This window comes from Kitasatospora sp. NPDC127060, assembly GCF_042724935.1.
In the GTDB taxonomy this organism is placed as follows: Bacteria; Actinomycetota; Actinomycetes; order Streptomycetales; family Streptomycetaceae; genus Kitasatospora.
This window is the reverse complement of record NZ_JBHXEG010000142.1, coordinates 1-11,994: the sequence shown is the minus strand read 5'-3', so window position 1 is coordinate 11,994 and position 11,994 is coordinate 1. Positions and strand designations below refer to the sequence as shown.

9 protein-coding genes are annotated in these 11,994 nt (G+C 71.9%); 5 read left to right on the top strand and 4 right to left on the bottom strand.

The genetic code is table 11. The annotated features are described in order from the left end of the window. Positions 1 to 225 precede the first annotated feature (225 nt). On the bottom strand, positions 226 to 1,395 hold the full coding sequence (locus tag ACFWIS_RS39530) for a PP2C family protein-serine/threonine phosphatase (protein WP_380463465.1): 1,170 nt from the start codon (positions 1,393 to 1,395) through the stop codon (positions 226 to 228). A gap of 153 nt (positions 1,396 to 1,548) precedes the next feature. Here ACFWIS_RS39530 and ACFWIS_RS39525 point away from each other — a divergent pair, with 153 nt between their 5' ends. From ACFWIS_RS39525 to ACFWIS_RS39515, 3 genes are all read left to right on the top strand, one after another. Beyond that, the gene (locus ACFWIS_RS39525; protein ID WP_380463467.1) at positions 1,549 to 2,490 is read left to right on the top strand and encodes a PrsW family intramembrane metalloprotease; all 942 of its coding nucleotides are present in this window, start codon (positions 1,549 to 1,551) and stop codon (positions 2,488 to 2,490) included. Between the two features lie 119 nt (positions 2,491 to 2,609). Continuing rightward, positions 2,610 to 2,828 (top strand): heavy-metal-associated domain-containing protein, encoded by a 219-nt coding sequence (locus ACFWIS_RS39520; RefSeq protein ID WP_380463469.1) that lies wholly within the window; start codon positions 2,610 to 2,612, stop codon positions 2,826 to 2,828. Between the two features lie 64 nt (positions 2,829 to 2,892). Continuing rightward, positions 2,893 to 5,205, top strand: coding sequence for a heavy metal translocating P-type ATPase (locus tag ACFWIS_RS39515; protein WP_380463471.1), 2,313 nt, complete (start codon positions 2,893 to 2,895; stop codon positions 5,203 to 5,205). A 121-nt stretch (positions 5,206 to 5,326) separates the two neighbouring features. On the opposite strand, the gene ACFWIS_RS39510 is transcribed toward ACFWIS_RS39515, so the two are convergent. The 3 genes from ACFWIS_RS39510 to ACFWIS_RS39500 all read right to left on the bottom strand — a co-directional run bounded on the left by ACFWIS_RS39510 (position 5,327) and on the right by ACFWIS_RS39500 (position 10,360). Next, positions 5,327 to 6,046, bottom strand: a complete 720-nt coding sequence (locus tag ACFWIS_RS39510; RefSeq protein WP_380463472.1) for an SDR family NAD(P)-dependent oxidoreductase — start codon at positions 6,044 to 6,046, stop codon at positions 5,327 to 5,329. Positions 6,047 to 6,601: 555 nt separating this feature from the next. Then, entirely contained in the window at positions 6,602 to 7,891 is a 1,290-nt protein-coding gene (locus tag ACFWIS_RS39505; protein ID WP_380463474.1) for a citrate synthase, read from the bottom strand. Between the two features lie 225 nt (positions 7,892 to 8,116). Continuing rightward, positions 8,117 to 10,360 carry an ATP-dependent RecD-like DNA helicase gene (locus ACFWIS_RS39500; protein ID WP_380463476.1) on the bottom strand — a complete coding sequence of 748 codons (2,244 nt, stop codon included), beginning with the start codon at positions 10,358 to 10,360 and terminating at the stop codon, positions 8,117 to 8,119. Positions 10,361 to 10,544: 184 nt separating this feature from the next. Between ACFWIS_RS39500 and ACFWIS_RS39495 the strand changes: the two genes are divergently transcribed. Both ACFWIS_RS39495 and ACFWIS_RS39490 read left to right on the top strand, forming a co-directional pair. Then, entirely contained in the window at positions 10,545 to 11,336 is a 792-nt protein-coding gene (locus ACFWIS_RS39495) for a VOC family protein (RefSeq protein WP_380463478.1), read from the top strand. A gap of 89 nt (positions 11,337 to 11,425) precedes the next feature. Next, entirely contained in the window at positions 11,426 to 11,887 is a 462-nt protein-coding gene (locus ACFWIS_RS39490; protein ID WP_380463480.1) for a GNAT family N-acetyltransferase, read from the top strand. Positions 11,888 to 11,994: the final 107 nt, after the last annotated feature.

The following is an 11,994-nucleotide window of genomic DNA, read 5'->3' as shown; positions in this document are numbered from 1 at the left end:
CCCAGGCGAGAGGGACGCGCTGCGGGAGGGGGCGGTGGAGGGGGTGGGTGCGGAGAGGGGCGTGACGGGTGATTTTCAGACCGCCAACGGCGCCCGGCCCCCCGCCACGAGGGTCGGCGGTCCGACAATCACCCAGCCCCCGGAGCGCCCACCCCCGGAACCGCCCCCGGCGTCACCCACCCTCCCGAAAGCCCACCCCCCGACAACAGCCCCCCGCAGCGGCCCTCAGTCCGTCCGAGCGACCAACAACAACAACGCGTCATCCCGCAACTCCCCACCCGTGTGCGCCAGCAGATCCGCATACACCCGCCCCACCGCCGCCTCCAACTCCCCCGCCGAGCGCCCAGCTCCCCGCACCAGCGGCCCCACCCGCTCCGCCAGCGGGTAGAACTCCCCGCTCCTGCGGTGCCGCGCCTCGATCACCCCGTCCGTACACAGCACCAGGACGTCCTCCGCCCCGAACGGCTGCCCCCAGGTGGTCGGTTCGCCCGTCGCCAGCCGCCCGAGGCCGAGCGGCACCCACGGGTCGGGCGCGTCCAGGACGTGGGCCCGCCCCTCGCCGTCGACCCGGATCGGCGCCACGTGCCCGTACTGGAGCAGTTCCATCTCCCCCGGGATGCGGAATTCGGCGAACAGCGCGGTGGTGAACTCCCCGTCGGGCACGTGCCGCTCGACGCTGGCCTCGATCCGCGCCGCGACGCCCCGCAGTCCGGCTTCGTCGTACGCGGCTTCGCGGAAGGCGCCGAGCACCACCGCCGCGGTCTGGACGGCCGCCAGTCCCTTGCCCCGGACGTCGCCGACCGCGACCCGGGTGCCGTGCGGCGTCTCCAGTACCGAGTAGAGGTCCCCGCCGATCCGTGAGGCGTCCGCCGCCGAGACGTACCGCACGGCCAGCCGCAGCGGGCCGACGGCCGGTCCGGGCAGCCGCAGCAGGGCCCGCTGGGCGGCTTCGGCGACGGAGCTGACCGCCGCGAAGGCCGCCGCCCGCCGCATCCGGATCTTGGCCACCCAGGCGGAGAACAGCGTCAACACCAGGTAGCTGACCATCGCACCGTAAAGGAAGCGGGCGTCGTTGATGTTGTCGACCTGGTCGTAGTGGCTGAGCCCGAAGACCGCGAGCAGCCCGACCGCGCAGACCGCGAGCAGTTCGGGGGGTTTGAGGGTGAGCGCGGCGATGGTCGGGACCACGGTCATCAGTGGCGCGAGGTACCGGTCCTTGCCGGAGAGGAGGTCCGCGAGTGCGACCAGCAGGACGGCGAGCAGCGCCGGGGTCGCCCGCCGCCAGAACGGCACGTCCTGGAGGTCGGCGGCCAGCAGGGCGCCGCGCTGCCGGGCCTGGGGCAGTCCGGCGACGGTGGGGGCCGAGGGCGATTGGGCGCGGCGGATCGGAAGCACACATCGAACATAAGGGACGATCCCACCCCCGGCGGTCGCGGGCCGCCCCCCACAGCCGTCCACATCATCCCCTAATGCCTGATTTGTCATAAAGTTCGACCGAAGCAGCTACTCCGCAGCTACTCAGCGGCTACTCGAAGGAGGCCCCGCCCGGTGTCCGGATACCGACCCGCTCCGCGCATCACCACACCCCCCGTCCGGGCCGCCGCCCGGCCCCACCACTGGGTCAAGTTCTTCCTGACCGGCCTGCTGCTCTGGGCCTGCACCGTCCTGGTCACCTTCTTCACCGACAACAGCAACCTGGTCCCGACGATCGTGCTGCTCGGCAGCTTCCTCGTCCCGGCCACCGTGGTGATCTGGGCGTACGAGCGCTACGCGGCCGACCTCGGCGCGGACCGGATCTTCACCTGCTTCGGCATCGGCGGCGTGATCGGCGTCCTGGGCGCCTCGGTGCTGGAGTCGTACCTGCTCTCCCCCTCGGTGTGGATGTACGTCGGCGTCGGCCTGATCGAGGAGGCGGTGAAGCTGGCCGCGCTGGTGCTGGTGAGCCGGCGACTGCGGGTCGTCGGGCTGCGGTACGGGCTGGTGCTGGGCGCCACCGTCGGCGCGGGGTTCGCCGCGTTCGAGAGCGCGGGGTACGCGTTCAACGCCGTGCTGAGCATCCAGGGCCTCTCGCTCGACGACCTGGTGGAGACGGAGATCCTGCGCGGGGTGCTCGCGCCGGTCGGGCACATCCTGTGGACGGCGATCATCGGCGGGGTGCTGTTCCGCGAGCGGCGGGGCGGCCGTTTCCGCCTCACCGCCCCGCTGCTGCTGACGTACCTCGGCGTCTCACTGCTGCACGCACTGTGGGACGGCATGAGCGGCATCGCCGTCTGGCTTGTCGCCCGGACCACCACCAGCGACTTCCAGCGCGCCCTGTTCGACCTGGGCTACATGCCGAACCCGTCCAGCGAGCAGGTCCACCTGTACACCGCGTACGACACCGCCGGACTGCTGCTGGTCTCCCTGGGCGGGCTGCTCTGGCTGCGGCTGCTGCTCCGACGCGAGCCGACCGCGCCGATCCCGGCGCAGCACCCCTCGGTCCCGGCCTGACCGGAGCCGTCGCCTACGATGCGATCCACCTCCCCCACCCCCTCGGGGAATACCCCGCAGGGGTATGGTGTTCGGAGAACAAGAGAGCCCGCACCCGCACCGACCTCCCGGAGGCCCCGATGTCCAGCACCATCACCTACACCGTGTCCGGCATGAGCTGCGGCCACTGCGAGAAGGCGATCAGCGAGGAGCTCTCCGTGCTGGCCGGCGTCACCGACGTCGCCGCCGACGCCCAGGCCGGTACCGTGACGGTCTCCTCCGACGCCCCGCTGGCGGAGGACGCGGTCCGCGCCGCGATCGACGAGGCCGGCTACGAGCTGGTCGGCCGCGCCGCCTGAGTCACCCCGGTACGGCGGGGCCGGTGCCGGCCCCGCCGTACGCCCCCAGCAAGGAGCCCTCCGCATGACCACCTCCGCCCCCGGTGTCGAGGCACGGGACCGGGTCGAGCTGTCGATCGGCGGGATGACCTGCGCCGCCTGCGCCGCCCGGATCGAGAAGAAGCTCAACCGGATGGACGGCGTCGAGGCCACGGTCAACTTCGCCACCGAGAAGGCCCGGGTCGACTACGGCGCCGGCGTCACGGTCGAGGACCTCATCACCACCGTCGAGCGGACCGGCTACACCGCCGAACTCCCCCCGCCCCCGGCCCCCGTCGCCCCCGCCCCGGGGGAGCCGGAGCACGGGGAACCGGAACCCGCCGACCCGCTGCGCGAACGCCTGCTGATCAGCACCGCGCTCAGCGTCCCGGTGGTACTGCTGTCGATGGTCCCGGCCCTGCAGTTCACCAACTGGCAGTGGCTGGCCTTCGCCCTCACCGGCCCGGTCGTCGGGTACGGCGGACTGCCCTTCCACCGCGCCGCCTGGACCAACCTCAAGCACGGCGCCGCGAGCATGGACACCCTGGTCTCGCTCGGCACCCTGGCCGCCTTCGGCTGGTCCTGCTGGGCCCTGTTCGGGGGGCACGCCGGCCGGCCCGGGATGCACCACGACTTCTCCTTCACCATCGGCGCCACCGACCCGGCCGGCGCGCTCTACCTGGAGACCGCCGCCGCCGTCACCGTGCTGATCCTGCTCGGCCGCCACCTGGAGGCCCGCTCCCGGCGCCGGGCCGGAGCCGCCCTGCACGCCCTGCTGGACCTCGGCGCCAAGGACGTCGCAGTCCTCCGGGACGGCCGGGAGGTCCGGCTGCCGGTGGACCTGCTGACCGTCGGCACCCACTTCGTGGTGCGCCCCGGCGAGAAGGTCGCGACCGACGGCGTGGTGGTCGAGGGCAGCTCCGCGGTGGACGCCTCGATGCTCACCGGCGAGTCCGTCCCGGTCGAGGTCGCCGTCGGGGACGCCGTCACCGGCGCCACCGTCAACGCGGGCGGCCGACTGGTGGTCGAGGCCACCCGGGTCGGCGCGGACACCCGGCTGGCCCGGATGGCCCGGCTGGTCGAGGACGCCCAGAACGGCAAGGCCGCCGCCCAGCGCCTGGCCGACCGGATCTCCGCGGTCTTCGTCCCCGTCGTCCTGCTGGTCGCCCTCGCCACCCTGGTCGGCTGGCTGCTGGTCACCAGCAGCCCCACCGAGGCGTTCACCGCCGCCGTGGCCGTGCTGATCATCGCCTGCCCGTGCGCGCTTGGCCTGGCCACCCCGACCGCGCTGATGGTCGGCACCGGTCGCGGCGCCCAGCTCGGCATCCTGATCAAGGGCCCCGAGGCGCTGGAGACCACCCGCCGGGTGGACACCGTCGTCCTGGACAAGACCGGCACCGTCACCACCGGCCGGATGGCCCTGGTCGCCGTGCACACCGCCCAGGGCGTCACCGACGCCGAGGCCCTTCGCCTGGCCGGCGCCCTGGAGCACGCCTCCGAGCACCCGATCGCCCGGGCGATCGCCCAGGCCGCCGCCGACCGCCTCGGCGGGCTGCCGCCGGTCCAGGGCTTCCGGAGCCTCCCCGGCCGGGGCGTGGAGGGCGTGGTGGACGGCCATGCGGTGGTGGCCGGCCAGGAGGCCCTGCTGGCCGACCGCGCCCACCACCTGCCACCCGCGCTGGCCCGGGCCAAGCGCGAGGCCGAGTCGGCGGGCCGCACCGCGATCGCGGTCGGCTGGGACGGCGAGGCGCGGGCGGTGCTGGAGGTGGCGGACGCGGTCAAGCCGACCAGCGCCGAGGCCGTCACCGAGCTGCGCGCCCTGGGCCTGACCCCGGTGCTGCTGACCGGTGACAACACGCTGGTCGCCGAGGCGGTCGCGGCCGAGGTCGGCATCGAGCCGCAGCACGTGATCGCCGAGGTGCTGCCCGAGGACAAGGTGGCGACGGTCCGGCGGCTGCAGGCCGAGGGCAAGGTCGTGGCGATGGTCGGCGACGGCGTCAACGACGCGGCCGCGCTCGCCCAGGCCGACCTCGGCCTGGCCCTGGGCACCGGCACCGACGCCGCCATCGAGGCCGGCGACCTCACCCTGGTCCGCGGCGACCTGCGCACCGCGGCCGACGCCATCCGGCTCTCCCGCAGGACCCTCGGTACCATCCGGGGCAATCTCTGCTGGGCCTTCGGCTACAACGTGGCGGCGATCCCGCTGGCCGCCGCCGGACTGCTCAACCCGATGATCGCCGGGGCCGCGATGGCCTTCTCCTCGGTCTTCGTGGTCAGCAACAGCCTCCGACTGCGCCGTTTCCGGCCCGCCGGAGCCGAGCCGAGCCGACCTGAGCCGAGCCGACCTGAGCCGAGCTGACCTGAGCTGAGCTGAGCCCCCGGGTCCGCCTCGAACGCCCCGGGCACCCCGAAGGGCCGGACACCCCGAACACCCGAGGGCCCGGGACCGTCCAACGGTCCGGGGCCCTCGTCGTGACGCCTCAACGCCCCAGCAGTTCCCCGCCGTTGCAGTGCAGGATCTCGCCGGTGATGAACCCGGCCTCGGGCGAGGCGAGGAAGTGCACCGCCGCCGCGACCTCGCCGGTCTCGCCGATCCGGCCGAGCAACGTGCGCGCCGCCCGACGGGCCACCTCGGCCTCGTCCAGTCGCGGCCCGAAGAACTCGGTACCGGCCACCGTGCCCGGCGCGACGATGTTGGCGGTGATCCCCGAGGTGCCCAACTGGGCGGCCAGGAAGTGGTTCCAGGCGTGCAGCGAGGCCTTCGCCGCACCGTACGAGCCGGCCCCGCGCAGGGCGGCGATGGAGCTGATGGTGACGACCCGGCCGGAGCCGGGGGTGAGCCGGTCCCGGATCGACTCGGTGAGCAGCACCACGGTCAGCACGTTGCGCTCGAAGTCGCCGCGCCAGCGGGCCAGCAGGGCGTGCGGTCCGCCGCCGATCACCGTCTCCCGGCTGCCGGCGTTGTTCACCAGCACGTCGATGCGCTCGGGCAGTTCGTGCAGCGCGGCCTCGACCGCGTCCGGGTCGGCGAGGTCGCACACCAGCGGGGTGACGTTCGGCCCGAGGTCGACCGCGGCCTTCTCCAGGACCTCACGGCGGCGCCCGACGATCACCACGTGCTCGCCCGCCTCGGCGAACCGCCGCGCGACTTCGTACCCGATTCCCGTGCCACCGCCGGTGACGACGACGTTCCTGGCCATCTGCGCACTCCCTCCCCAGTTCCGCCGTCGCGCGACGAGGGGGCGCGACGGTCCGTACCGGAATGCCACGATTCCTATCACGCTCGGTTGCCGTGACTGCGGGGAGGGTGACGTCGCGCCCGAGGGAAGGTGTGGTATGAGCGCGGCACGGAGTGCCTACGGAGCGTGGCGAGAGGCAGCTCACACCCCCCGGGCGTAACTTCTCGCACCCTGATACGTCTTAGGTTGGTAGTGCGGCAGTTTTTCCGATGGGTGGGGCGCGATCAACGGCAACGTGTCCCCGCGCTTCCAGCGGCTGCCGCCGACGGGGCTCCGGCGGGCCCCGGGAACGGTCGTCGAACTCTCGACGGCCTTCGCGCACGGCGCCGGGGTGTGGCGGGTCAGGGACGCTTTGAGCGGCCGTCCCCGGCTGCAGCCGACCCCGGAGTCGTGCGTCGTACGGTTCCGTCCCCGCGCGCGGGCCCTTCCGGGGTCCGCGCGCGGGGACGCGAAGGGGCCCGGCCGCTCAGCAGCGGCTGGGCCCCTCTCGGTCGGTGTGCCGTCAGCGGCGCCCGGTCAGCGCTGCTCGAGCTCGACGTAGTCGCGGATCGCGGTGCCCGTGTAGATCTGGCGCGGGCGGCCGATGCGGCTGGTCGGGTCGTTGATCATCTCGTGCCAGTGGGCGATCCAGCCCGGCAGCCGGCCGAGGGCGAACAGCACGGTGAACATGCTGGTCGGGAAGCCCATGGCGCGGTAGATCAGGCCGGTGTAGAAGTCCACGTTCGGGTACAGCTTGCGCGAGATGAAGAAGTCGTCCTTGAGGGCGTGCTCCTCCAGCTTGAGCGCGATCTCCAGCAGCTCGTCGCTCTTGCCGAGCTGGCCGAGGACCTCGTGCGCGAGCAGCTTGACCTGCGCGGCGCGCGGGTCGAAGGCCTTGTACACGCGGTGGCCGAAGCCCATCAGCTTGACGCCGGCTTCCTTGTTCTTCACCTTCGTGATGAACGAGTCGACGTCGCCGCCGTCCTTCTGGATGCTCTCCAGCATCTCCAGGACGGCCTGGTTGGCGCCGCCGTGCAGCGGGCCCCACAGCGCCGAGATGCCCGCCGAGATCGAGGCGAACAGGTTGGCGTGGCTGGAGCCGACCAGGCGCACGGTGGAGGTCGAGCAGTTCTGCTCGTGGTCCGCGTGCAGGATCAGCAGCTTGTCCAGCGCGTTGACGATGACCGGGTTGAGCTCGTAGTCCTCGGCGGGGACGGCGAAGGTCATCCGCAGCAGGTTCTCGACGTAGCTCAGGTCGTTGCGCGGGTAGACGAAGGGCTGGCCCATCGCCTTCTTGTGCGCGTACGCGGCGATGGTCGGCAGCTTGGCCAGCAGACGGACGGTCGACAGGTGGCGCTGGGCCGCGTCGAACGGGTTGTGGCTCTCCGGGTAGAAGGTGGAGAGCGCGCCGACCACCGAGGACATCATGGCCATCGGGTGGGCGTCCCGCGGGAAACCCTGGAAGAAGCGCTTGACGTCCTCGTGCAGCAGGGTGTGCTGGGTGATCTCGCGGTTGAACTCCGCCAGCTGGTCCGCGTTGGGCAGCTCGCCGTTGATCAGGAGGTACGCGGTCTCGATGAAGCCGCCCTGTGCTGCGAGCTGCTCGATCGGGTAGCCGCGGTACCGCAGGATGCCGTTGTCGCCGTCCACGAAGGTGATCGCGGACTTGTACGCGGCGGTGTTACCGAAGCCGTTGTCCAGGGTGACCAGGCCGGTCTGCGGGAGCAGCTTCGAGATGTCGAAGCCGGAGTTGCCCGCAGTGCTCTCGACGACGGGGTACTCGTACTCGCCGTCCTGGTACCGCAGTACTACCGAGTTGTCGCTCACGTCTTCCTCACCGACGAAATGAATCCTCTTCCAAGGTGCCCTGACTGTCTCCACCATCCCCCATCCGGAGCACAGTCGCGCACCCGGGGTGGCCCGGAAGGGCCCGCCCCTACAAAACCTGTTGCCGCTGCCGGTACGAACCGGACAAGATCGGCACCACCCTAGGCTCTGCCGTAAATCTCTTCACGTCAAGAGAACATTAGAGGCAACCATCCTGTTGGATAATCATCCAGACGCAAGTCGGTGATCGAGCGCGGCATGCCGCCGACCTGCACTGACGGCCCTCACGGCCTGTGCGATCGCCTTCCGTGACCCGACCAGCACCACGAGTTTCCTCGCCCTGGTCACAGCGGTGTAGAGCAGATTTCGCTGGAGCATCATCCAAGCGGACATAGTGACCGGAATCACCACCACCGGGTACTCACTGCCCTGCGAGCGGTGGATCGTCACCGCGTACGCGTGGGCGAGCTCGTCCAGTTCGTCGAAGTCGTACGACACCTCCTCGTCCTCGTCGGTCAGCACCGTCAGCCGCTGGTCGTCCACGCTGAGGGCGGTCACCACTCCCACTGTGCCGTTGAAGACCCCGTTCCGCCCCTTGTCGTAGTTGTTGCGGATCTGGGTGACCTTGTCCCCCACCCGGAACGTCCGCCCGCCGAAGCGCCGCTCCGCCAGCCCCTCCCGGGCCGGGGTCACCGCGGCCTGCAGCAGAGTGTTCAGGTTCCCCGCCCCGGCCGGGCCGCGGTGCATCGGGGCCAGCACCTGCACGTCCCGGCGCGGGTCGAAGCCGAACTTCTGCGGGATCCGGCGCGCCACCACGTCCACCGTCAGACCGGCCGCCAGCTCGGCGTCCTCCTCCACGAACAGGAAGAAGTCGGTCAGACCCTCCGTCAGCGGCGGCTTCCCCTCGTTGATCCGGTGCGCGTTGGTCACCACGCCCGACTGCTGCGCCTGCCGGAAGATCCTGGTCAGCCGCACCGACGGGATCGGCCCGCCCTCCGCCAGCAGGTCCCGCAGCACCTCGCCGGCGCCGACCGAGGGCAGCTGGTCCACGTCCCCCACGAACAGCAGGTGGGCACCCGGCGGCACCGCCTTGACCAGCTTGTTCGCCAGGATCAGGTCCAGCATCGAGGCCTCGTCCACCACCACCAGGTCAGCGTCCAACGGCCGGTCCCGGTCGTACGCGGCGTCACCGCCCGGCTTCAGCTCCAGCAGCCGGTGCACCGTCGAGGCTTCCGCCCCGGTCAGCTCCGCCAGCCGCTTCGCCGCCCGCCCGGTCGGCGCCGCCAGCACCACCTTCGCCCGCTTGGCCAGCGCCATCATGACGATCGACTTCACCGTGAACGACTTGCCGCAGCCCGGACCCCCCGTCAGCACCGCGACCTTCTCGGTCAGCGCCAGCCGCACCGACTGCTCCTGCTCCGGCGCCAGCTCCGCCCCGGTCCGCTTCGCCAGCCACTCCAGCGCCACCGGCCAGTCCACCCCGGCCGACCACGGCAGCCGGTCGGTGTCCGAACGGAGCAGCCGCAGCAGCTGGTTGGCCAACGAGATCTCCGCCCGGTGGAACGGCACCAGGTACACCGCGGTGATCGGCTCGCCCGCCTCCCCCGGCACCGTCTCCCGCACCACCCCCTCGGCCGCGACCAGCTCCGCGAGGCAGTCGATCACCAGCCCGACGTCCACCTGCAGCAGCTTCACGCCGTCCGCGATCAGCCGCTCCTCCGGCAGGTAGCAGTGGCCCTGGTCGCTGCTCTGCGACAGCGCGTACTGCAGCCCGGCCTTCACCCGCTCCGGACTGTCGTGCGGGATGCCCACCGCCTGGGCGATCCGGTCCGCCGTCAGGAAGCCGATGCCCCAGACGTCCGCCGCCAGCTTGTACGGCTCGTTCCGCACCACCCCGATCGAGGCGTCGCCGTACTGCTTGTAGATCCGCACCGCCAGCGAGGTCGACACCCCGACCCCCTGCAGGAAGACCATCACCTCCTTGATGGCCTTCTGCTCCTCCCAGGCCGCGGCGATCTTCCTGGTCCGCTTCGGCCCCAGCCCGGGCACCTCGATCAGCCGACCCGGCTCCTTCTCGATCACCTCCAGGGTGTCCACCCCGAAGCGCTCCACGATCCGCTCCGCGAACCGCGGCCCGATCCCCTTGATCAGCCCCGACCCCAGGTACCGCTGGATGCCCTGGACCGTCGCGGGCAGCACCGTCGTGTAGTTCTCCACGGTGAACTGCCGCCCGTACTGCGGGTGCGAACCCCACCGCCCGTGCAGCCGCAGCGACTCCCCGACCTGCGCCCCCAGCAGCGCGCCCACCACCGTCAGCAGGTCGTTCGCACCGCGGCCGGTGTCCACCCGGGCCACCGTGTAGCCGGTCTCCTCGTTGGCGTAGGTGATCCGTTCCAGCACGCCCTCGACCTGCGCGAGCTGGCGGACCGCCTGCTGTGCCTGCTGCCCCGACTGCGCCGCCTTGCCCACCGGAGCCCCCCTTCGACCGGTACGGGTGGACCATTCCGTTACGCACCGTACCGCCCGGCGGGGACAAGCCCGACCGCCCGCGGACCCGCCGTGCACCACCCCCACCGAGGTGCCAGGCTGGAAGGCCCAGGGGGCGTCGACCGCGCCAGCGCCCGTACGGGACCGTCCTAGGAGCAGAGCCGCCATGCTCAACACCGACTTCCGCCCCGGTTCGCCGGACTGGCTCGACCTGAGCAGCCCCGACACCCGGGCCTCCGTCGACTTCTACACCGCCCTGTTCGGCTGGAGCTTCGACCCGGCCGGCCCCGAAGCCGGCGGCTACGGCTTCTTCCAGCTCGGCGGCCGGACCGTCGCCGCGCTCGGCCCGCTCGCCGAGGACGGCAGCCCGCCAGGCTGGACGGTGTACTTCGCCACCGACGACGCCGACCGCACCACCGACCTCGTCCAGCAGGCCGGCGGCCGGGTGCGGTTCGGCCCCTTCGACGTCTTCACCTCGGGCCGGATGGCCGGCTACACCGACCCCACCGGCGCCGACTTCGCCGTCTGGCAACCGCACGACACCCGCGGCCTGGACCTCGTCAACGAGGAGGTCAGCCTCTGCTGGACGGAGTGCTACAGCATCGACGCGGAACGGGCCAAGAGCTTCTACCGCACGGTCTTCGGCTGGCAGGAACAGGACGTCCCGCTCGGCGAGGCCCTCTACACGGTGCTCACCCCGGCCGGCGGCGGCACCGACGACGCCCACGGCGGCATCATGCAGCTCGGCCCGGAGCACACCGCGCGCGGCACCAGCTCGCACTGGCTCCCCTACTTCGAGGTCCCCAACGTCGACGCGAGCCTCGCCATCGCGGACCGGCTCGGCGCGAAGGCCCGGATCCCGGCGACGGACGTGCACGGCGTCGGCCGTCTCGCCCAGCTCCAGGATCCGCACGGAGCCGTCTTCGCCGTCATCACCAGCACCCCGGCCGGGGACTGACCGCGCATCGGCCCAGAGGGGCCCTGGAAGGGCGCTACGGGCGTAGACAAGGCCCCTGGAGCCACCGGGGGCTTCCTTATCCTCTGACCATGACTGAAACGGCTGTTCTGACGATCCGACGGGCCATCGAGGCCGACCTCCCGGCCATCGTCGCCATGCTCGCCGACGACCCGCTCGGCGCCACCCGCGAATCCCCCGACGACCTCACCCCGTACCGCACCGCCTTCGCCCGCATCGACGCTGACCCCCACCAGCACCTGGTCGTCGCCGAACGCACCGGACGCACCGTGGGCACCCTGCAGCTCACCCTCGTCCCGGGCCTCTCCCGGACCGGCTCGACCCGCGCGATCATCGAAGGCGTCCGCGTCCACGCCGACGAACGCGGCAGCGGGCTCGGCACCGAACTGATCCAGTGGGCCGTCGACCGCGCCCGCGAACTCGGCGCCGACCTCGTCCAGCTCACCTCGGACGCGACCCGCACGGACGCGCACCGCTTCTACGAGCGGCTCGGCTTCGTGGCCTCGCACCTCGGATTCAAGCTGGCGCTCTGACCGGCGCCCCCGGGATCCCGTTTCCGCCGGAAACGCGAAAAGGCCCACCCGGAAACCCGGGTGGGCCTTTTCTGAAGAATTGTTCGGCGGCGTCCTACTCTCCCACA

Excerpts from the sequence above, each read along its gene's own strand:
- ACFWIS_RS39520 (WP_380463469.1), top strand. The coding sequence starts at position 2,610 with ATGTCCAGCACCATCACCTACACCGTGTCCGGCATGAGCTGCGGCCAC.
- ACFWIS_RS39490 (WP_380463480.1), top strand. The coding sequence starts at position 11,426 with ATGACTGAAACGGCTGTTCTGACGATCCGACGGGCCATCGAGGCCGAC.
- ACFWIS_RS39510 (WP_380463472.1), bottom strand. The coding sequence starts at position 6,046 with ATGGCCAGGAACGTCGTCGTCACCGGCGGTGGCACGGGAATCGGGTAC.
- ACFWIS_RS39495 (WP_380463478.1), top strand. The coding sequence starts at position 10,545 with ATGCTCAACACCGACTTCCGCCCCGGTTCGCCGGACTGGCTCGACCTG.
- ACFWIS_RS39515 (WP_380463471.1), top strand. The coding sequence starts at position 2,893 with ATGACCACCTCCGCCCCCGGTGTCGAGGCACGGGACCGGGTCGAGCTG.